The organism is Ottowia flava, from assembly GCF_008017535.1.
GTDB lineage: Bacteria > Pseudomonadota > Gammaproteobacteria > Burkholderiales > Burkholderiaceae_C > Ottowia > Ottowia flava.
In genome coordinates this window covers 113110-134557 of the sequence record NZ_VRUA01000011.1, presented here as the reverse complement: position 1 = coordinate 134557, position 21448 = coordinate 113110, and the positions used below count along the sequence as shown (strand labels likewise).

The window sequence follows — 21448 nt, the reverse complement described above, 5'->3', positions numbered from 1 at the left end:
CGGCGGTATGCTTGCCGGCTTCCACCGTCCAACCTTCAGGAGACACCGCCATGACCCTCAAGCTCTACTACGCCCCCGGCGCCTGTTCGTTCGTGCCGCACAGCATGCTGGAGCTGGCTGGTGCCACCTTCGAGCCCGCCTCCATCAAGCTGCACAAGGGCGAGCAGTACGGTGACGAGTACAAGGCGCTGAACCCGCGCAGCCAGGTGCCGGTGCTGGTCGACGGCGACGAGGTGATCACGCAGATCGTCGCGATCATCAACTACATCGACGCCAAGTTCCCTGAAGCTGGCTTCATCCCCAAGGAGCCCTTGGCGCGCGCGCGCTTCATGGAGGCGCTGGCGTGGATGAACAACACGGTGCACCCCACGTTCACGCACATCTTCATGCCGCAGAAGTTCAGCGACAACGAAGGCGCGCAGGCCGAGATGAAGCGCTTTGGCGTGGACAGCTACCGCAAGCTGATGGCCGAGCTGCAGGCCATGGTCGTGCGTGCCCGCGCAGCCGGCCACGACTGGCTGGGCGGCGTGCACTGCGGCCCGCTGGATGCGTACGCGCTGACGTTGCTGCGTTGGGGCACCATTGCCGGCATCAATCCCGAGGACTACCCCGAGCTGTGGGCGCACGTGCAGCGCACCGCCCAAGTGCCCGCCATCGCCAAGACGATGGAGCGCGAGAAGCTGCAGTTGAACCTGTACAAACCGGCGTGATGGGCTGGATTGGACTTTCAGGTTAAATAGGCTGCTAGCGTAGTCTGTAACTGCTCTGGCAGCTACCTTAAAAATAGCAGATTTCTGAATTCAAGCGGTTGGCTTGGCCGATCCGCGACGGCGGCGACGCCGAATCTGCCAGGCCCCCAGCAGGCCGGCCATCAGCGCCATGCCCGCCATCGCGCCCGCGGACTGGGTCGGCACCGCTGCGGGCGGCGCCAGGGCGTCGTCAAAACACACGCCGATCAGCGTTCCGCCGTCGCCGGGCATTTCCTCAAACGTCAGTGACGTCAGCGCCGCCGGTGCCTGGTTGGTGAAGCGCACGATGCCCGCGCTGCCAAGGGAACGGGGGGTATCTTGGAGCGACCCGATGCCGATGAGGGTGTTGCCGCTGATCACCAACGGGTTGGGCGATGCTGCGCCGGGCAGCGGGCTGATATCCGCCGCCAATGGCGTGTAGACGCTGCCGTTCAGGGAGAGGGTCAACACGTCGGATCGCTGATGCGCATCCAGCGAGAGCGCTACGCTGCTGGTGGCGATCGGGTGGCTGAACGTGAGCGTACAGGCCACTGGGCTCACTGGGATGATGCCTATAAACAATATGCCGTCGTAGGTGAGTCGCGAATTCGTGTGATCGAAAGGGTTGGTGATGGCGCCGGCCACGGGCTCGCAGCCACTCACCGTCACGGCGCCGTACGTGCCGGGGCCCCGGGTCAGGCATTGAGGGGCAGCGTGGCTGGCCAGGCTGGTGATGCCCAAGGCGATGGTCGCCAGCGCGGGCAGGGTGCGACGGTGAAATTTCATGACACTCGTTATGATGAAGGTGTCACGAAATTTAGTAGAAATAAACTGTTAAGTTCGCCCTGAGTGGATGTGCGATCTGGCGGGTCGGCAAAGTTCAGCGGTGGCTGGCGCGGCGTCGCAAGCCCCAGGCGGCCAGCAGGGCGGCCATCAGTCCCATGGCGGCCAGGGTACCGGTGGATTGGGTCGGCACGGCGGCGGGCGGGGGAAGCGCGTCGTCAAAGCAGACGCCAAGCAGCGAGCCGGCATCTCCCGGGGTTTCGTTCAGGGTCAGCGACGTGAGCGTGGCGGGGGCGTTGTTGGTCAGGCTGACAATGCCCGCACTGTCTCCGGTCGGGGGCACCGAAGTGGACGACCCAATGCCAACGATGGTGTTGCCGTTGATGGCCAGTTGATACGGCGCGGGGCTGCCGGGCAATGCCGCCAGATCCGCTGCGACTGGGGTGTAAGCCGCCCCGTTCAGCAATATCGAAAGCACGTCCCGCTGCTGATGGGCGTCGACCGAGATGCGCACGCTACTGGTCAGGATCGGGTGGCTGAATGTCAAGGCGCACGTCACTGGCGTTGCCGTGCCGCCGACGCTGACGATGGCGATGCCGTCGAAGGTCAAGCCCACGCTTGCGCCGGGGAGCGGGTTGATGAGGCCATGCGGGGGGTCCGAGTCGCAGCCCGTGACCGTCACGGTACCGTAAGTGCCTGGCCCGTTTGTCAGGCACTGCTGGGCGGCATGGCTGGACAGGCTGCCCACGCAGAGCGCGAAGGCCGCCAACGAAGGAACGGTACGACGAAGTCTCATCACACACTCCCAAGTCAACAAGGTATGCAATTTAGTACTTAAGTGTTCTTGATGTTGTCCATAATTGATGTGACATACGGCCCGGTGAGCGGTATTTGGAGCGCAGATCGATGGCGGAGGCGGAGCGATAGATCATGGAGTGGGCCCGTCCTGCCAACGCTTGCGTGATGCCGAGGTTCTCACGGCGCATCGGCGTAAAAAATGCCCAGAAGCCTTACTCACCGGGCGCAAGCAGCTATTGAAAAAATAGTGATGGACGTCCGCTGCGCCCCACGGCGGCGCTGTGCGAAGGCGCGCTTGCGGGCTTCGGCCAGGCACCGGTCAGCGCTGACCGCGATGAGGGTGGTGCCGCCCGTTCCGCGATGCTGCGCCGTGGTCTGAGAGCAGGACAAACGACAGCGTCCGGCGCTGGAGAGTCGCGCGTCCGGGATCAGGCCGACCGCTTTGCGCGCGGTTGCAGTCCGGGCGACGATGAAGGGGCATCGGGCGCGCTACGCACTGGCGGACTCAACATGCGGCGCCCGACGCCAGCCCCCTGAGTCGGTGGGCGCCTCGGCGGGGGCTGCCGTGGCTCAGCGCTGGTTGCGGCGGCGGCGCAAGCGCCAGCCCGCCAGCAAACTGGCCATCAGCGCCATCCCGGCCAAGCCTGCAGGTGACTGTGTGGGCACAGCGGTGGTTGCGGCGGCGCCATCGTCAAAGCACACACCGATCAGTGTGCCGTGGTCCCCCACCGATTCCTGGAGCGACAGCGAGGTGATCGTGGCTGGCGGGTTGTTGGTCAGTTGTACAACGCCAGCGCTGCCGTACGAGCTTGGAGTATCTTGGGAAGACCCATCGCCGATGATCGTGTTGCCGCTGATTACCAGCGCATTGGGCGATACCGCGCCAGACAAAGGGCTGAGGTCGGCCGCAACGGGCGTGTAGACGTTGCCGTTGGCTGAAATGGTCAGAATGTCCTGCGTCTGGTGGGCGTCCAGCGAAAGCTGGAGGCTGCTCGTGGCAATCGGCGGGTTGAAGCTCAGGTTGCAGCTCGTCGGATTGGTCGCGCCGGCTTGCAGTCCAATGCCATCGTACGCAAACGTAGGTGTTAATTGTGTGCCACGGAGGGGATTGGTGATGCCGTTGGCTGCATTGGTCTCACAGCCGGTGACCGTGACAGCCCCATAAGTGCCGGGGCCGTCGGTCAAACATTGTTGGGCGGCGTGGCTGGCCAAACTGGCGCTGCACAAGGCCAAGGCTGCCAAGACTGGTGCAAATTGACGAAGTTTCATGGGATTCCCCTCTCTCTGGTGGATAGAACTTTCACCTTAGCCCTGAGGTGAAGTTCATCGAGACGGGCAAAAATGTGCGTTCAGGACAAATAAGCCGTAAGGAGTATTTTTTTACTTGATTTGTGTGAATTAATGCCAGCACCCGCTGGGCTATGGCTGCGGTGTCTCGGAGGCCCTTGTCGGCCAACCGTCGCGACCCACACAAGCCGATACTTCAGGGTGCGCCAGGCGTCAAGGTTCGAAGGGAAGGCGGCTTCAAAACCTTATGCATGCTGCGCTGCCAGCTATCGAAAAAGAAGCGACGACAGCGGGTACGCCTTACTGGAAGCGCACCACGAAGTGCGCTCCCGGCCGGGCCTGGCCAGGGCGGGTGTCGAGCACGGTGACGGTGGCGCCGTGCTGCTCGGCGATCTCGCGCACGATCGGCAGGCCCAGGCCGGTGCCGTCGACGTTGGTGCCCAGCGCGCGGTAGAAAGGCTGGAACACCAGTTCGCGGTCGGACTCGGCCACGCCGGGGCCGTTGTCTTCCACTTCGATCGACAGGCCGCCCCCGGGCGGCGCCACGCGCAGGCGCACGGTCACCTCGGCGGTCGCGCCTTCGCTGCCGCCGGGCGCGTAGTGCAGCGCGTTGTCGACCAGGTTGCGCACCATTTCCTTGAGCAGCACCGGGTTGCCGGTGCGCAGCAGGTGCGGCGCGCCGGGCTCGGGCCCGTCGTAGCCGAGGTCGACGCGGCGTTCCAGCGCGGCGGGCACGGCTTCGCGCACGACCTCGATCACCAGCGCGGCCAGGTCGACCGGCTGCTGGGCCAGCGCGGCGTTGCCGGCTTCGGCGCGGGCCAGCGCCAGCAGCTGGTTGACGGTGTGCGTGGCGCGCACGCTGGCGTGGCCGATCTGCAGCAGCGACTGCTTGAGCTCGCCCTCGCTGGCGCCCTCGCGCAGCGCCAGTTCGGACTGCATGCGCAGACCCGCCAGCGGCGTTTTCAGCTGGTGTGCGGCGTCGGCCAGAAAGCGCTTTTGCGTGGCAACGGATTCCTTCAGCCGCGTCAGCAGGTCGTTGACCGAGTCGACCAGCGGGCTGACCTCCTGTGGAACGGCGCTGTCGTCCAGCCGGCTCAGGTCGTCGGGGCGGCGCGCGCGGATGCGCTGCTCCAGCTGCGACAGCGGCTTGATGCCGCGCACCAGCGCCAACCACACCAGCAGCACCGCCAGCGGCAGGATGGCGAACTGCGGCAGCATCACGCCCTTGATGATCTCGGTGGCCAGCACGCTGCGCTTTTCGCGCGTTTCGGCCACCTGCACCAGCGCGTGCTGGCGCCCCTCGTCCACCGGCACCCACAGGTAGGCCACGCGCACCGGCAAGCCGTGGAATTCGGTGTCGCGCAGCTGGGGCTCGTCCAGCGCGCGCGCGGCGTCGGCGCTGTCGCCGAGGTCGGGCGGGGGCGGCGCGGGCAGGTCGCGCTCGCCCGACAGGTACTGGCCGGCGGCGTCGCGCACCTGGTAATACACGTCGTCCGAATCGTCGGCGCGCAGCAGTTCGCTGGCCGGCTGCGGCAGCACGAAGCGCACGCGCGCCTTCGGGCCGACCTGGATGAACTGCGCCAGCGCCTGCACGTTGTAGACCAGCGCGCGGTCAAACGGCTTGTTGGCCAGGTTCTGCGCCACCAGCCAGGTCAGCGCCAGGCTGATCGGCCACAGCAGCAGCAGCGGTGTGAGCATCCAGTCCAGGATTTCCCCGAACAAGGACCGCTGCGAGCGCTGGAAGATTTTCACGTGCTACAAACAACGTAGCTAGTCGCGCAGATGGTTGTAGCGCGACAGCCCTGTTTTGTTTAAAAAAATCAGGGGTTGATCTTCTCGAGGCAGTAGCCCAGGCCGCGCACGGTGGCGATGCGGATCGGGCCCTTCTCGATCTTCTTGCGCAGGCGGTGGATGTACACCTCGATCGCGTTGTTGCTGACCTCTTCGCCCCATTCACACAGGCGGTCGACCAGCTGCTCCTTGCTGACCAGGCGGCCGCTGCGCTGCAGCAGCACTTCGAGCAGACCGAGCTCGCGCGCCGACAGGTCGATCATCTTGCCGTCGATGCTGGCCACGCGGCCGGTCTGGTCGTATTCGAGCGGGCCGTGCTTGATGGTCGACGTGGCCGCGCCCATGCCGCGCCGCGTGAGGGCGCGCACGCGCGCCTCCAACTCGTTCAGCGCGAACGGCTTGGCCATGTAGTCGTCGGCGCCGTAGTCCAGGCCCTTCACGCGTTCGTCCACGCTGTCGGCCGCGGTGAGGATCAGCACCGGCAGCGTCTGCCCGCGCGCACGCAGGCGCTTGAGCACCTCCAGCCCGTGGAGCTTGGGCAGACCGAGATCGAGGATCAGCAGGTCGAACTCGGTGTTGGTGAGCAGGGCCGCGTCGGCCTCGGTGCCGCTGGCCACGTGGTCGACCGCGGCCCCCGCGTTGCGCAGGCTGCGCATCAGGCCATCGGCCAGCACCTGGTCGTCTTCGGCAATCAAAATGCGCATGGTTGTCTCCTGAAGGCTGGCGCTGTTCGCACGGACGCGCCTTGACAATCCATTCTAGGGTGCCCAGGGCAGGCTCGGAGCGATGCGGTGCGGTATCGCTTAGGAAGCGTTCAAGGGCGCCACGGACGTATGGCGCCCTCAGCCGGGGCGGCGGGCACGCGCGGGCTCAGAGCTGACCCGCCCGAGGGGCCGTTCTCGCGCCCGCCCGCAGGCGAGGCCACGGGTTGGTGGCGCCGTCGTCGCCATAGATGCCGTAGTGCAGGTGCGGCGGCGTGCCTCGCGCATTGCCCGTGTCGCCCACCGTGCCCAGCGGCGTGCCGGGGTGCACGACGTCGCCGGCGGTCAAGCCCGGGGCCCAGTCGTCCAGGTGCGCGTAGTAGTGGCGCTCGCGGCCCGGCCCCAGCACCCAGACCTGGCGTCCGCCGATGCCGCTTTCGCGCACACGCACCACCAGGCCACGGGTGCTGCTGACGACCGGAGTGCTCCGCGCTGCGAAGATGTCCACGCCCTCATGACGTCGCCCGCCCGCGCGCGCGCCGCCCCATGTGTCGGCGATGGCGCGCGCTGCCACACCTTGCACCGGCACCGGCAAGGCGGTGGGTGCCGGCATGCGGCTCAGCTGCCACAGGGTGCCCGGGCGCTCCATCAGCGGCTGTTCCCACAGCCACGCGCCGCTCCAGTAGGCGAGCAGCAGCAAGATCAAAAAGTAGAGCACGCCGCGCAGTACCCGCACGGATGAAACTCGGTTCTGGCGATGATTTCGGTGGCTGACCATGCCCGTTGGGTGGCGCCCGATGGATGGAGGTTCCCGCGCGCCGACGCTTCCGGTGCTCGCTGCGCCCCCATTCACGCGCCGCCAGCGTAGGCCTCCAGCCCGAGCGTCACCACGGTGGCCACGTCGTCACCGACGCGTTCACGGAATTCCTGCTCGGCCTGCGCCACCGCCTTTTCAAACGCACGCAACCACAGCAAACCCGCTTCGGTGAAGCACACCAGCCGCGCGCGGGCGTCCAGCGGGTCGGGCTCGCGCGTGACCAGGCCCCAGGCCTCGCACTGGTCGACCAGGCTGGCCATCGATTGCTTGGTCATGCCCGCGGTCTGCGCCAGCGTGGTCAGGCGGTCGCCCTGCAGAGGCAAGTGCCGCGTGATGTGGATGTGCGCCGCGCTGACCTGGTCGCGCGCCGCCAGGTTGGACAGGGCCAGCGGCACCTCGACGTCGCGCGCCATCAGTTGCAGCACGCGCTCGTCGAACTGGCGCATGGCCTGCCCGAGCAGGCGGCCCAGATGCGTCTGACGCCAGGCGTCGTGCGGCGGCGTGATAGGGGCGAGGCGGTCGGTCATGGAGCGTGGATAAAGACGGGCGCCAGATTGTCAGCCAAACTGACCAAATATTGCTGTCCAACGAAGCTATTCCCGCCTAGACTACTGTTCAGACGTACAGACTGTGAATCATCCCAGTCACTTGAAACCAAAGAGAGCAATGGCCACCAGCAAAAGGAACCTTCCCATGGACGCACCTGTCAAGACCACCGCGGAGACCAGCGAAAAAGCCAAGGCCCTGCAGGCCGCGCTGGCCCAGATCGAAAAGCAGTTCGGCAAAGGCACGATCATGCGCCTGGGCGAAGGTGAGGCGATTCAGGACATCCAGGTGGTGTCTACCGGCTCGCTGGGCCTGGACATCGCCCTGGGCGTGGGCGGCCTGCCGCGTGGTCGCGTGATCGAGATCTACGGCCCGGAAAGCTCGGGCAAGACCACGCTCACGCTGCAGGTCATCGCCGAGATGCAGAAGCTGGGCGGCACCTGCGCCTTCATCGACGCGGAACACGCGTTGGACACCGGATACGCGCAGAAGCTGGGCGTGAACCTGTCCGACATGCTGATCAGCCAGCCGGACACGGGCGAACAGGCGCTGGAAATCGTCGATTCGCTGGTGCGCTCGGGTGCGGTGGATTTGGTGGTGGTCGACTCGGTCGCCGCGCTGACGCCCAAGGCCGAAATCGAAGGCGAAATGGGTGACAGCCTGCCCGGCCTGCAGGCCCGCCTGATGAGCCAGGCGCTGCGCAAGCTGACGGCGACCATCAAGAAGACCAACTGCACCGTCATCTTCATCAACCAGATCCGCATGAAGATCGGCGTGATGTTCGGCAGCCCCGAAACCACCACGGGCGGCAACGCGCTGAAGTTCTACGCCTCCGTGCGCCTGGACATCCGCCGCACCGGCACCATCAAGAAAGGCGATGAGGCCATCGGCAACGAAACCAAGGTCAAGGTCGTTAAGAACAAGGTCAGCCCGCCCTTCAAGACGGCCGAATTCGACATCCTGTTCGGTGAAGGCATCAGCCGCGAAGGCGAGATCATCGATATGGGCGTCAACGCCCGCATCCTCGACAAATCCGGTGCCTGGTACGCCTACAACGGCGAAAAGATCGGCCAAGGTCGCGACAACGCCCGCGAATTCCTGCGCGAGAACCGCGACCTGGCGGTCGAGATCGAGAACAAGGTCCGCGAGTCGCTGGGCATCAGCCTGCGGCCGGCGGCCGAGGTGGCAGCGGCTGCGGCAGCGACGGCAGACGATCTGGCCGAATGAGTCGGGTCATTGAAGGTCAAAATGCCTTCTGACGCTGACTGGGGTTGCGCGAGGAGCTATGAAATCGGGGGCGAATACGATGGCGAGCAGCCCGGCGAGCGACGCCGCCAAGCGCCCCGGCGCGGCGCGATCGCTGTCCCTCAAAGGCCGCGCGCTGCGCTACCTGTCGGCGCGCGAGCATTCGCGGGCCGAGCTGCAGACCAAGCTGGCGCGCTACGCCGCAGAAGCGGGTGAAGACGCGCAGGCGGTGGCGCGGGTGCTGGACGAGCTGACGGCCAAGGGTTTCATCAGCGAAGCGCGCGTGGCCGAATCGGTGGTCCACCGGCGCGCCGGCCGGCTGGGCAACGCACGGGTCCTGCAGGAGCTGCGCGCCAAGGGCTTGCCCGACGACATTGTTCAAGGCGCGGCCGAGCAACTGCGCGCGACCGAGGACGAGCGCGCCTACGCCGTCTGGGCGCGCAAGTTCGGGCGCCCGCCCGCCGACCTGGCCGAGCGCGCACGCCAGATGCGCTTTCTGGCGGGACGGGGGTTTTCCGGCGCCAGCGTGGCACGCGTGATGCGCACGGCAACTCGGGGCGCAGACGAGCGCAGCGATCCGTTCGCCGCCGACCTGGAATAGCCCGGTTGCGTGTTGTGCGGAAGCAATGGCGCGGGAGCCCCGTGCTGCGTCAGACAGCCTGGCCGCTTTGCTCCACCTCGGTGTAAAGCGCGCTCAGCAGGCCCATCACCTTGATGGAGTGGCGTGGGTACTCGCCCTGGCGCAGCAACTGCATGGCTTCGGACGATTTGTCCTCGTCGTGCAACTGAATCACGCGGCCGGCCGCCAGGTGGAACATGCCGTGGGCCACTTTCAGTTCGCCGAAAGAGGGCAGGTGGCCGAATTTGACGCCCGCTTCGCCGTTGATCCATCTGCCCAGGACGCATTGGTCGTCCCGGCAGATGGCGCGGTAATCCAGCTTTTCGCTGGATTCGTTGCGCACATAGATGGACAGCCGGGTTTTCCATTGCTGGTGTGCATGGATGGCCGAGACGAAATCCAGTCCGCCCGCCACCATGCTGCGCCCGTTGGCATCCACGGCAGGGGCAGCATGGTCTGCCTTGGCGGTGTCGACGGTCGGCAGGGGCCGAGTTTCGGCGGGGGGCGCCGAGCGCGCGCGTTGCGGTGGCGGCGTGGGCGACGTGGCGTGTGATGATTGACCCGTAATCCAGCTCAGGATGCCCATGGTGTCTCCTCCTCGCGGTGTGCGAGATCGAAGCCTCCGACAAGGTTTGGCGCGCGGCATGCGTGGTTTCACTTAGAAATATTACGCTCCGATGTATAAAAAAGTCACAAATTGTGTCGCTTTCAACAGCAAACGGCGTTGGCATGCCCCTGTGAGTGACTAAGCTATAAGACATAGAAACGGCACCATGTACACCCACCGTTCGAGTGGAGCACGGCGCCGAGACTGCCAGGGAGGCAGAGAAATGTCAGATGGGGTGTATTTGCTGACCCCGCAGGGGCGTAAGGCCCACGCGGGGGAGACGTCGGGCGTGCCGCCGCAGCTGCGACCGCTGCTGGCGCTGATCGACGGCAGGCGCACGCGCGGGGAGTTGCTGGCGATTTGTGGACGCTCCGCGGTCAGTGCGGGCGGGCTTCGCTGGCTGACCTCGGCCGGCTTCACTCAGCGCGTGCCGCGAGCCGCCGTGGCGTGCGGGGCACTACCGGATGGCGTGACCGGCAGCCTCCACAGCCATCCGTCGCCCAACGAAGTCGCCGCCCCACGCAGAGCGCCGCCCGCCAGCACGTTGCGCGGCGAGGCCGCGCCGACGGTGCCCCCTGAACGCAGCGGGCCTGCCTCTGATGCGAGCCTGCTGCCCATGCAGGCATCGCTGTCGGCTTACCTCCACGACGCCATCCAGCGCCATCTGGGCGACGATGGCGGGGCCTTTCTGAGGCGGGTGCAGCGGGCGCAGTCGCTGAGCGACCTGCTGGCCTGCCTCCATCCCTTGATTGACGCGGTCCTGCAAGCCGCAGGGCCGCACGCTGCGGCCGATTTGGCCGATGGCGCTGCCGGCATCCTTCAGCCACGTTACCGCTGAAGTTCGGGAGTGCTGCCAACGCCCACCCAGCCTGGTCGCGCAAATTTCAGGTCGTATCGTTGATGGACCATACAACCACCGGCGCAATCAGCTATCGAAATAATAGTGAAAATCGGACGACGAGGTCGCCCGCGCGCTCACAGGCCCAACATCAGGCGCAGGTTCTGCACGGCAGCGCCGCTGGCGCCCTTGCCCAGGTTGTCGAGTCGCGCCACGGCAACGGCCTGCTGCGCTTCGGTGTTGCCGAACACGCGGATCTCCAGCTGGTTGGTGTCCTTCAGGGCGACGGCATCCAGCTTGCCCGACTCGGGCGTGGGCTCCACGCTCACCGCTTCCGCGCCAGCGTAGTGCGCACGGTAGACCTCCAGCAACCGCTCGGCGTTGGGCTGACCCGGCAGCGTGTCCAGATGCAGCGGCAGCTCGACCAGCATGCCCTGGTCGAAATTGCCCACCGCCGGGATGAAGATCGGGCGACGCGTCACGCGGCCAAAGCGCATGATTTCCGGAATGTGCTTGTGCTGCAGACCCATCGCGTACAGCTCGTAGGCCGGCGCGTTGCCCGCTTCATAGGCCTCGATCATCTGACGGCCGCCGCCGGTGTAGCCGCTGACGGAGGGCAGGGCCACCGGATAGTCGGGCGGCAGCACGCCGGCGTCGACCAGCGGGCGCAGCAGAGCGATGGCGCCGGTGGCGTAGCAGCCCGGGTTGGCGACGCGGTCGGCTTTCTGTACGGCGGCGCGCTGGTCGGCCGACAGCTCGGGAAAGCCGTAGGTCCAGCCGTCGGCCACGCGGTGTGCGGTGCTGGCATCGATGATGCGCGGCCTGCGGCCCGGCAGGGCGTCGATCATGGCGACGGACTCGCGCGCCGCGTCGTCGTGCAGGCACAGGATGACCAGATCGACGGCGGCCATGATGTCGCGCTTGGCCTCCGGGTCCTTGCGGCGCGCGGGGTCGATGCTGACCACCTCGACGCCGGCCATGCCTTGCAGGCGGTCGCGGATCTGCAGACCGGTGGTACCGGCTTCGCCGTCGATGAAAACCTGGGCCATGCGCGTGTTCTCTCCGCTTCAGTTAGGGTTGCGGCGTCAAGGCGCTGTCAGGCCAGGGCGCTCAAATTGGTGCATCGCACCATGATACATTCGTGGGCTTCAGATTGCATTCCATACGTTGAGCTGGCACTGGCTACTGCGCGGGGTCGGCCGATTCATCCATCACCCATCCCAAGAGGGGCTACATGAAGATCCACGAATACCAGGGCAAAGAGATCCTGCGTCAATTCGGCGTGCCCGTGCCGCGCGGCATTGCGGCGTTCAACGTTCAGGAAGCCGTTGAGGCGGCGCAAAAGCTTGGCGGCCCGGTGTGGGTCGTCAAGGCGCAGATTCATGCCGGCGGCCGTGGCAAGGGCGGTGGCGTGAAGGTCGCCAAGTCGCTCGATCAGGTCAAGGAGTTGGCTGGCCAGATCCTGGGCATGCAGCTCAAGACCCACCAGACCGGACCGGAAGGCCAGAAGGTGCGCCGCCTCTACATCGAGGATGGCGCCGACATCCAGCAAGAATACTACCTGTCGGCCGTGACCGACCGCGGCACGCAGAAGGTGGCCTTCATCGCCTCCAGTGAAGGCGGCATGGACATCGAAGAAGTGGCCCACAGCACGCCCGAGAAAATCGTCAAGGTGTTCGTGGATCCGCTGGTCGGCTTCACGCAAGCCGACGGCGAAGCGCTGGGCAAGGGCATCGGCATGCCGGCCGATTCGATGGCGCAGTTCATCGACATCTGTCAGAAGCTCTACAAGTGCTACATGGATACGGATGCGTCGTTGGTCGAAATCAACCCGCTGAACCGCGACTCCAAGGGCAACGTGATTGCGCTGGACGCCAAGTTCAACTTCGACTCGAACGCCCTGTTTCGCCACCCGGACATCGTCGCTCTGCGCGACCTGGATGAGGAGGACCCGGCGGAAATCGAGGCCTCCAAGTTCGATTTGGCCTACATCAGCCTGGACGGCAACATCGGCTGCCTGGTGAACGGCGCTGGCTTGGCCATGGCCACCATGGACACCATCAAGCTGTTTGGTGGCGAGCCGGCGAACTTCCTGGATGTGGGCGGCGGCGCCACCCCCGAGAAGGTCACCGAAGCCTTCAAGATCATGCTCAAGAACCCCAAGGTCAAGGGCATTCTGGTCAACATCTTCGGCGGCATCATGAAGTGCGACACCATCGCCACCGGCGTCATCACTGCCTGCAAGGCCGTCAACCTGCAGGTGCCGCTGGTCGTGCGCATGAAGGGCACGAACGAAGAACTGGGCAAGAAGATGCTGGCCGAATCGGGCCTGCCGATCATCTCCGCCGACACGATGGCCGAAGCTGCCACCAAGATCGTTGCCGCCGTTAAGTAATGACTTTGGGGACAGATCTTCAGCTCTGTCCCTGACTGACTAGGACCATCATGTCGATCTACATCAACAAAGACACGCGCGTCATCACCCAGGGCATCACGGGCAAGACCGGCCAGTTCCACACCGAGAAGTGCATCGAGTACGCGAACGGCAAGAATTGCTTCGTGGCAGGCGTGAACCCCAAGAAGGCCGGTGAGAAGATCTTCGACGTGCCGATCTTCGCCAGCGTCAAGGACGCCGCCAAGGAAACGGGCGCCACCGTGTCCGTGATCTATGTGCCGCCCGCAGGCGCTGCGGCTGCCATCTGGGAAGCTGTGGAAGCCGACCTGGATCTGGCCATCTGCATCACAGAAGGCATTCCGGTGCGCGACATGCTGGAAGTGCGCAACAAGATGAAGGCCAAGGAAGCGGCCGGCGGCAAGAAAACCCTGCTGCTGGGCCCCAACTGCCCCGGCCTGATCACCCCGGGTGAAATCAAGATCGGCATCATGCCCGGTCACATCCACATGCCGGGCCGCGTGGGCGTCGTGTCGCGCTCCGGCACGCTGACTTACGAAGCCGTGGCGCAGTTGACCGAGTTGGGCGTCGGCCAGTCGACCGCCGTCGGTATCGGTGGTGACCCGATCAACGGCCTGAAGCACATTGACGTGATGAAGGCGTTCAACGACGACCCGAACACCGATGCCGTGATCATGATCGGCGAGATCGGCGGCCCCGACGAAGCCGAAGCCGCCATGTGGTGCAAGGATCACATGAAAAAGCCCGTGGTCGGCTTCATCGCCGGCGTGACGGCGCCTCCCGGCAAGCGCATGGGCCATGCCGGTGCACTGATTTCCGGTGGTGCCGACACGGCCGATGCCAAGCTGGCGATCATGGAAGAGTGCGGCTTCAAGATCACGCGCAACCCGTCTGAAATGGGCAAGCTGCTGAAAGAACTGATCTGACCGTCGACGCGCCCCAAGAGGCGCGCAGCGCTTCATGGCCGGACACCCACAGGGTGATCCGGCGTTATTATTTGAGCCTAGGAAGGCCTATCCCGAGAGAGACAACGTGGAAGAATTTCTGACTGCCCATTTCTGGCTGGCCGTCGGGCAGATCATCATGATCGACATCCTGCTGGGTGGCGACAACGCGGTGGTGATTGCATTGGCTTGCCGGCGCCTGCCGCCCGCGCAGCGCACCAAGGGCATCATCTGGGGCACCGTCGGCGCGATCCTGCTGCGCGTGATCCTGATTGCGTTCGCGCTGGCCCTGCTGCAGATTCCCTTCCTGAAGCTCGTGGGTGCGCTGTTGCTGATCTGGATTGGCGTGAAGCTGATCGCGCCAGAAGACGACGACGACCATTCCAACATCGAGTCGAGCGACAAGCTGTGGGCCGCCGTGAAAACCGTCATCGTGGCCGACCTGGTGATGAGCGTGGACAACGTCATCGCCATCGCGGGCGCCGCGCAGGGTGCGGGCGAGCAGCATCAGTTGACCTTGGTCATTTTTGGCCTGCTGGTCAGCATTCCGATCATTGTCTGGGGCAGCACGCTGGTGCTGAAGCTGATGGACCGCTTCCCGATCATCATCCTGCTGGGCGGGATGCTGTTGGGGTGGATCGCCGGCACCATGGCCCACAGCGACCCTGCGGTGGCAGCCTATCTGCCGCAGGACCGTTCCTGGCACTACGCCATGGGCGTTGGTGGCGCGTTGCTGGTCTTGGCGATCGGCAAGTGGATTCAACGGCGCCGGGGCCCACCGCCGGAGGCGACGGCCTGAACTTCGTCGGGCATTCCACCCATCCAGCCGGGATGTCTGACCACGATCACCCGGCCCCGTCCATGGATTACGAGTACAGCAGCCTGTCCGACGTGGGGCGCCAGCGCGCCAACAACGAGGACGCGGTGCTGATCGACGCCGAACACGGCATCGTCGTCCTGGCCGACGGCATGGGCGGCTACAACGCCGGTGAGGTCGCCAGCGCGTTGGCGGTCGATCTCATCGTGCGGGAATTGCGCCAATGGCTGAGCGTGTCAGGGCACCGCGCCAGCGCGCGCGACGTGCGACGCGCCATGGAAATCTGTGTCGATCTGGCCAACCGCCAGATTTTCGAGGCCGCTCACACCCACGCAGCGTACGCAGGCATGGGCACCACGCTCGTCATGGCCGTGCTGCGCGGCGATACCCTGCTGGTAGGCCATGTGGGCGATTCGCGCCTTTACCGCTGGCGCGAGGGTACGCTCGAGCAGGTGACGCGCGACCATTCGCTGCTGCAGGAACAACTGGATATCGGGCTCATCACGCCAGAAGAGGCCGAACATTCTGGCAACCGCAATCTTGTGACACGCGCGCTGGGCGTGGAAGACACCGTGCTGCTGGATGTGCGCGAACTCACCGTGGTACCCGGCGATACCTTGCTGCTCTGCTCCGACGGCCTGAACGACATGTTGAGCGATGCCGAGATTGCCGACATCGTGGGCGCTGGACTGACACTCGATGCCTGTGCGACGCGCCTCGTCGGGGAGGCCAACGAGCGTGGCGGCCGGGACAATGTCTCGGTTGCGTTGATCCGAGCACATGAAACGCCTAAAAAGTCCGGTGTCATCGCGAAATTGCTGAGAAAATAGTCAGCTTTGGCCGCGATAGGGCAGTATCTTTTGCGGCTGTGCCAGTCGTTCGTCCCTATCCACCTCGCCAGCCGGAGCCGCTTTCATGCCCAAGTTGATCGTCTCGATCGACGGAGTCGTCGTCAAGGAAGTTCAGTTGACCAAGGACCGGTCGACCATTGGCCGGCGCCCATACAACGACGTGGTCATCGACAACCTGGCGGTCAGCGGCGAGCACTCGGTCATCCAGATGGCTGGCGGTGTCGCCACGCTGGAAGACCTGGGCAGCACCAACGGAACCTACGTCAACGGTAAGTCCGTCAAGCAGCACGTGCTGGCGGACGAAGACGTGATCGAGGTCGGCAAATACAAGCTCAAGTATCTGGACCGCGAAGGCGTGTCCGCTGCCGCTCCGCTGGGCACCGCCACTGGCTCGATCCCCATGGGCATGAATTCTGGCTTAATGTCGTCGCCGTCGGATCAGCCCGCTCGCGGCCCGCGCGTGAAAGTGCTGTCCGGATCCGCCGCTGGGCGCGAGATGGAACTGACCAAGGTGGTCACCACCATCGGCAAGCCAGGCGTGTGCGTCGCTTCCATTACACGACGGACGCACGGCTTCGATTTGGCGCAGGTCGATGGCGACCAGGTGGCTACGGTGAACGGCGTTGCCTTGAGTGCCGGTCCCGTGACCCTGACAGGACGCGATCAGATCGATTTGGCCGGCATCCGCCTCGAGTTTCTCGAGAGTTGATCCGTGGCGGGGCACGTGACCGCCTGATGCACGGGTCACGATGTTTCGGACCACCCTGAAGCGTCAGCGTCTGCGGGTCATGGCCACCGCATTGGTGGTGCTGGCGGCCGTGCCGCATGTGCTCGGGCTCTGGACTGTCCCACCCATCGATCAGCTCGATCGCGCGGTGTACGACCTCCGCCTGCAACTGACGATGCCGGACACGCTGGATGAGCGAATCGTCATCATCGACATCGACGAGAACAGCCTGGCCCAGATCGGCCAATGGCCGTGGGACCGCCGCCAGCTCGCCGCATTGGTTGATGAGCTCGCCCGCCGGCAGCAGGTGGCGGCGTTGGGCATTGACGCGGTGTTTGCCGAGCCTGATCGCGGCTCTGTACTCGGTCGCCTCCAACAACTGGCGACCGGCCAGCTCAAGCACGATGCGCTGTTCTCCGACTGGCTGGCGCGCAACGCCGACCAACTGGACCATGACGCCGTGTTCGCCAAGGCCTTGGCCAGAAGTCCCGCGGTGTTAGGGTACTACCTCACCAGCGATCGGGGCGGCGTTCGGGGCGGCGCCTTGCCCGCTCCCATTGCGCCGGACACGCCATCCCTGCCGGGGCTGCTGTCGTGGAACGGCTTTGGCGCGAACATCCCTGCCCTGAGCCGGGCGGCACCGCGCTCGGGGTTCTTCAACGCGGTGACGGATCCCGACGGCATCGTGCGTTCCGCGCCTGTGATCGCCAGCTTCGATGGGCAGCTCTACGAATCGCTCGCGCTGGCGGTGCTGAGGGAAGCGACCAAAGCGTCCGCCCTGCGTATCGAGCGCGAGCCCGGCGCGCCCCAGGGGGCGGTGAGCGCGCTGCATTTGACCGGTGACCAGGGATCTCAACGTCTGTCCCTGGACCCGCGAGGAACCGCCCTGATCCCGTTCCGCGGTCAGGGTGGGCCGGGCGGCGGCGCCTTTCGCTACATCCCCGCGGCCGACGTGCTGCTTGGCAAGCTACCGGACGCCTCGCTGGCGGGCAAGGTCGCGCTGATCGGCTTCACCTCGCCCGGACTGATGGACTTGCGGGTCACCCCGGTCGGGCGTGCCTACCCGGGCGTGGAGATTCACGCCAACCTGATTTCAGGTGCTCTGGACGGGCGGGTGCCCGTCAAACCGCGATGGAGTCCCGTGTTCGAGCTGGCTTTGATACTGGGCATGGGCGCCGCGCTGCTGTTCGCCATTCCCGCCCTCAGTGTCGGCCGGTTCATCGCCTTGGGCGTCGCCCTGGTGCTCGGGCTGGTGGCTGTCAACACGGCGCTGTTCCTGTCCCTGAATTGGGTGTTGCCCCTCGCGGCGGGAATGCTGATGCTCCTGGCGGCGCTGGCCGTGAACCTGTTCCTGGGCTACCTGCTGGAAGTGCGGGCGCGGCGCAAGCTGGCCTTGCAGTTTGCGACCTACGTGCCGCCTGAGCTGGTGCGGCAGATGGTCCGCAACCCCGAGCGCTACAGCATGCAGGCGCGCGCCGAAGAGCTGACTGTCATGTTTTGCGACCTGCGCGGTTTCACCACTTTGTCGGAAAGCATGGAGCCGCTGGCGCTGCAGGCGCTGCTGAACGACGTGCTGACACGGCTCACCCACGCTATCCGCGCGCACCAGGGCACCATCGACAAGTACATGGGCGACTGCGTCATGGCCTTCTGGGGCGCGCCCGTGGCCATGCCCGACCACGCGCGCCTGGCGGTCGATGCCGCGCTGGCCATGCTGCAAGCCATGCGCGAGCTGAACGCCGAGCGCGCGGCCCAGGGTGCGCCGCCGGTGCTGGTCGGCATCGGGCTCAACACCGGCGTCATGTCGGTCGGCAACATGGGCTCGGACCTTCGGCGCGCCTACACCGTCATCGGCGATGCCGTGAATCTGGCCGCGCGACTGGAGGCGCTGTCACGCATCTACGACGTGGAATTGGTCGCCAGCGAAGCCACCTTGCAACGCGCCGCCGACGCCGGCCACGTCTGGCAGGAACTGGACCGCGTGCGCGTCAAGGGCAAGCACCAGGCGGTCACCATCCACACCGTGCGGGCCGCCGCTGGGCAAGGCGACGCTGCGCTGCGCGCCGAACTCGCTCTGTGGCGCCAAGCCCTGCCTTTGTGGCGCGACGGCGCGTTTGCCGAGTTTGCTACAAAAGTTAACACGCTGCGCGAACGGAATGCCAACTTTTACCTTTACCGGCTGTACGCCGGGCGGGTAGCCTCCTGTCTTCAAACGCCGCCCGGCCCCGGCTGGGACGGCACCACAGTATTCGACGCCAAATGAGCGCAGGGAGCGATTCATGAGGGTGCGTGTGCTCGGCTGCTCCGGCTCCATCGCTCGCGATTGCAAGACAACGTCGTTCCTGGTCGATCAGGATGTGCTCATCGACGCCGGCACCGGCGTCGGTGACCTCACGCGCGAGGACATGCTGCGCGTGCAGGACGTCTTCCTTACCCACTCGCACCTCGACCACGTCGCCTGCCTGCCGCTGATGGTCGACACCATCGCCGCCGCCCGCGCCGGCCAGCCCCTGCGGGTGCATGCCCTGCCCGCCACCATCGCCGCGCTGCGCCAGCACCTGTTCAACGACCTGATCTGGCCCGACTTCACCCGCCTGCCCTCGGCCGAGTCGCCTTTGGTCACCTTCCACCCGCTCGAGCCCGGCGCCACCCGCCAGGTGCAGGGCCGCACCATCGAAGCCCTGCCCGCCGAGCACAGCGTGCCCGCCGTCGGCTACGCAGTGCGCGGCCCCAATGCCGATGCGCCGTGGTGGGTCTTCAGCGGCGACACCGAACGCAACCCGGCGTTCTGGCAGCGCATCAACCAGATGCCTGTGGCGGCCCTGGTCATCGAAACCGCCTTCAGCAACCGCGAACGCGACCTGGCCCAGCTGTCGTGCCACCTGTCGCCCGAAGTGCTGGCCGACGAGCTGGACCAGATCCGCGCCGCCAGCCGCTACCCCATCTACATCACCCACACCAAACCGGCCGAGACCGAAACCATCATGCGCGAGATCGCGCAGTTCGACCAAGTCCGCCCGCCGCGCAGCGAAGTCGCGCACGACATCCGCTGGCTGGTCGCGGGGCACGTGTTCGAGCTGTAGGCGCCCCGCAGGGCTGGGCGTGCAGCCAGCCGCAACTGACAAGCGCCTTAATTCAGTGTCAAATAGGACTCCAGCGCTTGCCTGACAAGCGCTAACAGCTACTATTTTTATAGTTTTAGGCGAGGGATGAACGGGTTTTGACGGCTTCGCATCCCACGGGCTTGCGGGCGCCGGAAGCTGACATTCTTTGGTCTTCATCCGAAATCTGACGAAATTTGTCAGCCCCAGTGACACATCGCGGCGCCACAAACTGTCACAACCGACCGGCCAAACCCCTGGGCCCGTGAACTAGCTCACGAACCAGCTCCTCTGGCACGGTTGGCACGCCGGGTGCAAACAAACAAGGCGTGCGGCGACGCACCAAGCGTAGTGTCTCCAACGGTTCTTCCAACCAACTTTGAAGGAAATTGAAATGAAAGCAATGCAAAAAGGTTTCACCCTGATCGAATTGATGATCGTCGTGGCCATCATCGGTATTCTGGCTGCCGTGGCGCTGCCGGCGTATCAGGATTACACGGTTCGTGCGCGTGTGTCCGAGGGCTTGGTTCTGGCAAGCGGCCTCAAGACGCTGGTGGCTGACAATGCTTCTAACGGTACGGCGGCCGCCGAAGGTGGCCTGTTCAAAGGCATGCCTACAGACGCCGCTGGTACTACGTTCTGTAACGCTGCAGGCACGTGCTCACTCAACGGCGGTGTGGGTGCTAAGAGCGTCAACACCATCGTGGGTACGACTGCCAACGGCTCGATGACCATCACTTACCAAGCGAACGCCACGGGCAACACCATTCAGCTTTGGCCGTCCGCTAGCGGCGCGCTTCTGGTGGCTGGTACGATCCCGACGTCCTCGCTGGTTTGGACCTGCTACACGGCCGGTAAGACGGCAATCAACGGCGCCACTAACGGTGCCACGATGCTGCAAAAATACGGCCCTGCCGAGTGCCGTTAATTTAGCTATTCGACGCACAAGCTCCAAGCTGGTGTGTCGAGTGAAAACCAAAAGGGCGCTATGCGCCCTTTTGGTTTTATGACATCCTTCGAAATACTTCTTTATGCACGTAGAGCGCGTTCGGTTTTCGATGCTGTGGGCGGCACGCCATGCAGTTGTCAGTTTGTTGGTCGCGCTCGGTTCTGCCGCGCTCGTGTTTGGCCTCTGGTACCCGATGCCCTACCGCGCGATGCAGGGGGTCGGGTCAATCTATTTGCTGATACTGGTAGTGGATGTCGTTTGTGGCCCGCTGCTGACTTTGGTAATGGCAACCCCAAAGAAATCGAGACGAGAGCTGTTTTTTGACCTCGGGATTATTGGTTTGATTCAGGTGGCCGCGTTGTTGTACGGGATGCATGCCGTCTGGATTGCGCGGCCTGTGGTATTGGCGTTTGAGAGTGATCGTCTTGTAGTCGTCACCGCCAATGAAATAGATAAGTCCGGGTTGAGCAAGGCACCGGAAGGGCTGCGTCAACTAAAGAATACTGGGGTTCTGGAAGTTGCAACCCGCCAGCACAGATCGAACGCAGAGTTGCTGGAGGGGATTGACCGATCAATGGCGGGCGATTCGCCAGCGATGCGCCCAGATTGGTGGGAACCGATGAGCCAGCATCTCAATGAAATGCGAGCAAAAGCAAGGCCGCTTTCCGAACTCACCGCACGCAAACCTCAACACGCAGATTTGTTGAAGGGTGCGGCCGTCAAGACTGGCACTGAATCAACATTACTTTGGTATCTGCCACTGACCAGCAGCAGGACCAAAGATTGGATCGCCTTGCTGGATGCGCAGATGAAGGTCGTCGGATACGCACAAGTCGATGGTTTTTGAGATAAGACGGGGAAATCGTTAGAAATCGGGGCCCGGAGA

Annotated in this window: 22 protein-coding genes; 13 read left to right on the top strand and 9 right to left on the bottom strand. The window is 64.8% G+C overall.

The annotated features are described in order from the left end of the window. Positions 1 to 50 precede the first annotated feature (50 nt). Complete coding sequence (locus tag FVQ98_RS12565) at positions 51 to 710, top strand: glutathione S-transferase family protein (RefSeq protein WP_147913787.1); 660 nt, start codon at positions 51 to 53, stop codon at positions 708 to 710. 90 nt (positions 711 to 800) lie between these two features. Here the strand turns inward: FVQ98_RS12565 and FVQ98_RS12560 are convergent, their stop codons facing one another. The 7 genes from FVQ98_RS12560 to FVQ98_RS12530 form a co-directional block, all read right to left on the bottom strand. Beyond that, positions 801 to 1514, bottom strand: a complete 714-nt coding sequence (locus tag FVQ98_RS12560; RefSeq protein WP_147913786.1) for a hypothetical protein — start codon at positions 1512 to 1514, stop codon at positions 801 to 803. A gap of 94 nt (positions 1515 to 1608) precedes the next feature. Further along, positions 1609 to 2307 carry a hypothetical protein gene (locus FVQ98_RS12555; RefSeq protein ID WP_147913785.1) on the bottom strand — a complete coding sequence of 233 codons (699 nt, stop codon included), beginning with the start codon at positions 2305 to 2307 and terminating at the stop codon, positions 1609 to 1611. Positions 2308 to 2879: 572 nt separating this feature from the next. After that, a complete protein-coding gene (locus tag FVQ98_RS12550) occupies positions 2880 to 3578 on the bottom strand; it encodes a hypothetical protein (protein WP_147913784.1) in 699 nt (232 codons plus the stop codon). Positions 3579 to 3896: 318 nt separating this feature from the next. Beyond that, the gene (locus FVQ98_RS12545; RefSeq protein ID WP_147913783.1) at positions 3897 to 5348 is read right to left on the bottom strand and encodes a sensor histidine kinase; all 1452 of its coding nucleotides are present in this window, start codon (positions 5346 to 5348) and stop codon (positions 3897 to 3899) included. Positions 5349 to 5416: 68 nt separating this feature from the next. Beyond that, positions 5417 to 6091: a response regulator gene (locus tag FVQ98_RS12540; protein WP_147913782.1), complete on the bottom strand. Its 675-nt coding sequence runs from the start codon at positions 6089 to 6091 to the stop codon at positions 5417 to 5419. A gap of 166 nt (positions 6092 to 6257) precedes the next feature. Further along, the gene (locus tag FVQ98_RS12535; protein ID WP_370512956.1) at positions 6258 to 6824 is read right to left on the bottom strand and encodes a M23 family metallopeptidase; all 567 of its coding nucleotides are present in this window, start codon (positions 6822 to 6824) and stop codon (positions 6258 to 6260) included. A 113-nt stretch (positions 6825 to 6937) separates the two neighbouring features. Continuing rightward, complete coding sequence (locus tag FVQ98_RS12530; RefSeq protein WP_147913780.1) at positions 6938 to 7432, bottom strand: MarR family winged helix-turn-helix transcriptional regulator; 495 nt, start codon at positions 7430 to 7432, stop codon at positions 6938 to 6940. Between the two features lie 166 nt (positions 7433 to 7598). Here FVQ98_RS12530 and recA point away from each other — a divergent pair, with 166 nt between their 5' ends. Next, positions 7599 to 8678: a recombinase RecA gene (gene recA, locus FVQ98_RS12525; protein ID WP_147913779.1), complete on the top strand. Its 1080-nt coding sequence runs from the start codon at positions 7599 to 7601 to the stop codon at positions 8676 to 8678. 79 nt (positions 8679 to 8757) lie between these two features. Next, positions 8758 to 9297: a recombination regulator RecX gene (recX, locus tag FVQ98_RS12520; RefSeq protein WP_147913778.1), complete on the top strand. Its 540-nt coding sequence runs from the start codon at positions 8758 to 8760 to the stop codon at positions 9295 to 9297. Between the two features lie 49 nt (positions 9298 to 9346). Here recX and FVQ98_RS12515 read toward each other — a convergent pair whose 3' ends face one another. Continuing rightward, the gene (locus tag FVQ98_RS12515; RefSeq protein WP_187265722.1) at positions 9347 to 9901 is read right to left on the bottom strand and encodes a CZB domain-containing protein; all 555 of its coding nucleotides are present in this window, start codon (positions 9899 to 9901) and stop codon (positions 9347 to 9349) included. Positions 9902 to 10145: 244 nt separating this feature from the next. On the opposite strand from FVQ98_RS12515, the gene FVQ98_RS12510 reads away from it, so the two are divergent. Continuing rightward, entirely contained in the window at positions 10146 to 10760 is a 615-nt protein-coding gene (locus FVQ98_RS12510) for a hypothetical protein (protein ID WP_147913776.1), read from the top strand. Between the two features lie 137 nt (positions 10761 to 10897). On the opposite strand, the gene argC is transcribed toward FVQ98_RS12510, so the two are convergent. Then, positions 10898 to 11809, bottom strand: coding sequence for an N-acetyl-gamma-glutamyl-phosphate reductase (gene argC, locus FVQ98_RS12505; protein ID WP_147913775.1), 912 nt, complete (start codon positions 11807 to 11809; stop codon positions 10898 to 10900). Between the two features lie 185 nt (positions 11810 to 11994). Between argC and sucC the strand changes: the two genes are divergently transcribed. From sucC to FVQ98_RS12460, 9 genes are all read left to right on the top strand, one after another. Continuing rightward, positions 11995 to 13155: an ADP-forming succinate--CoA ligase subunit beta gene (sucC, locus tag FVQ98_RS12500; RefSeq protein WP_147913774.1), complete on the top strand. Its 1161-nt coding sequence runs from the start codon at positions 11995 to 11997 to the stop codon at positions 13153 to 13155. Positions 13156 to 13205: 50 nt separating this feature from the next. Further along, on the top strand, positions 13206 to 14099 hold the full coding sequence (gene sucD / locus FVQ98_RS12495) for a succinate--CoA ligase subunit alpha (protein WP_147913773.1): 894 nt from the start codon (positions 13206 to 13208) through the stop codon (positions 14097 to 14099). 106 nt (positions 14100 to 14205) lie between these two features. Continuing rightward, positions 14206 to 14916: a TerC family protein gene (locus tag FVQ98_RS12490; protein WP_147913772.1), complete on the top strand. Its 711-nt coding sequence runs from the start codon at positions 14206 to 14208 to the stop codon at positions 14914 to 14916. A gap of 62 nt (positions 14917 to 14978) precedes the next feature. After that, positions 14979 to 15764: a Stp1/IreP family PP2C-type Ser/Thr phosphatase gene (locus FVQ98_RS12485; RefSeq protein WP_147913771.1), complete on the top strand. Its 786-nt coding sequence runs from the start codon at positions 14979 to 14981 to the stop codon at positions 15762 to 15764. 85 nt (positions 15765 to 15849) lie between these two features. Beyond that, a complete protein-coding gene (locus FVQ98_RS12480; protein WP_147913770.1) occupies positions 15850 to 16494 on the top strand; it encodes an FHA domain-containing protein in 645 nt (214 codons plus the stop codon). A gap of 40 nt (positions 16495 to 16534) precedes the next feature. Then, positions 16535 to 18775, top strand: a complete 2241-nt coding sequence (locus FVQ98_RS12475) for a CHASE2 domain-containing protein (RefSeq protein WP_255507762.1) — start codon at positions 16535 to 16537, stop codon at positions 18773 to 18775. Positions 18776 to 18791: 16 nt separating this feature from the next. Beyond that, a complete protein-coding gene (locus FVQ98_RS12470; protein ID WP_147913769.1) occupies positions 18792 to 19595 on the top strand; it encodes a 3',5'-cyclic-nucleotide phosphodiesterase in 804 nt (267 codons plus the stop codon). A 412-nt stretch (positions 19596 to 20007) separates the two neighbouring features. Beyond that, a complete protein-coding gene (locus FVQ98_RS12465; protein ID WP_147913768.1) occupies positions 20008 to 20541 on the top strand; it encodes a pilin in 534 nt (177 codons plus the stop codon). 103 nt (positions 20542 to 20644) lie between these two features. Continuing rightward, the gene (locus FVQ98_RS12460) at positions 20645 to 21409 is read left to right on the top strand and encodes a fimb protein (protein WP_147913767.1); all 765 of its coding nucleotides are present in this window, start codon (positions 20645 to 20647) and stop codon (positions 21407 to 21409) included. Positions 21410 to 21448: the final 39 nt, after the last annotated feature.

Coding starts and splice junctions, on each gene's coding strand:
- FVQ98_RS12565 (WP_147913787.1), top strand. CDS start 51: ATGACCCTCAAGCTCTACTACGCCCCCGGCGCCTGTTCGTTCGTGCCG.
- FVQ98_RS12560 (WP_147913786.1), bottom strand. CDS start 1,514: ATGAAATTTCACCGTCGCACCCTGCCCGCGCTGGCGACCATCGCCTTG.
- FVQ98_RS12555 (WP_147913785.1), bottom strand. CDS start 2,307: ATGAGACTTCGTCGTACCGTTCCTTCGTTGGCGGCCTTCGCGCTCTGC.
- FVQ98_RS12550 (WP_147913784.1), bottom strand. CDS start 3,578: ATGAAACTTCGTCAATTTGCACCAGTCTTGGCAGCCTTGGCCTTGTGC.
- FVQ98_RS12540 (WP_147913782.1), bottom strand. CDS start 6,091: ATGCGCATTTTGATTGCCGAAGACGACCAGGTGCTGGCCGATGGCCTG.
- FVQ98_RS12530 (WP_147913780.1), bottom strand. CDS start 7,432: ATGACCGACCGCCTCGCCCCTATCACGCCGCCGCACGACGCCTGGCGT.
- recA (WP_147913779.1), top strand. CDS start 7,599: ATGGACGCACCTGTCAAGACCACCGCGGAGACCAGCGAAAAAGCCAAG.
- recX (WP_147913778.1), top strand. CDS start 8,758: ATGGCGAGCAGCCCGGCGAGCGACGCCGCCAAGCGCCCCGGCGCGGCG.
- FVQ98_RS12515 (WP_187265722.1), bottom strand. CDS start 9,901: ATGGGCATCCTGAGCTGGATTACGGGTCAATCATCACACGCCACGTCG.
- FVQ98_RS12510 (WP_147913776.1), top strand. CDS start 10,146: ATGTCAGATGGGGTGTATTTGCTGACCCCGCAGGGGCGTAAGGCCCAC.
- argC (WP_147913775.1), bottom strand. CDS start 11,809: ATGGCCCAGGTTTTCATCGACGGCGAAGCCGGTACCACCGGTCTGCAG.
- sucC (WP_147913774.1), top strand. CDS start 11,995: ATGAAGATCCACGAATACCAGGGCAAAGAGATCCTGCGTCAATTCGGC.
- sucD (WP_147913773.1), top strand. CDS start 13,206: ATGTCGATCTACATCAACAAAGACACGCGCGTCATCACCCAGGGCATC.
- FVQ98_RS12485 (WP_147913771.1), top strand. CDS start 14,979: ATGGATTACGAGTACAGCAGCCTGTCCGACGTGGGGCGCCAGCGCGCC.
- FVQ98_RS12480 (WP_147913770.1), top strand. CDS start 15,850: ATGCCCAAGTTGATCGTCTCGATCGACGGAGTCGTCGTCAAGGAAGTT.
- FVQ98_RS12475 (WP_255507762.1), top strand. CDS start 16,535: ATGTTTCGGACCACCCTGAAGCGTCAGCGTCTGCGGGTCATGGCCACC.
- FVQ98_RS12470 (WP_147913769.1), top strand. CDS start 18,792: ATGAGGGTGCGTGTGCTCGGCTGCTCCGGCTCCATCGCTCGCGATTGC.
- FVQ98_RS12465 (WP_147913768.1), top strand. CDS start 20,008: ATGAAAGCAATGCAAAAAGGTTTCACCCTGATCGAATTGATGATCGTC.
- FVQ98_RS12460 (WP_147913767.1), top strand. CDS start 20,645: ATGCACGTAGAGCGCGTTCGGTTTTCGATGCTGTGGGCGGCACGCCAT.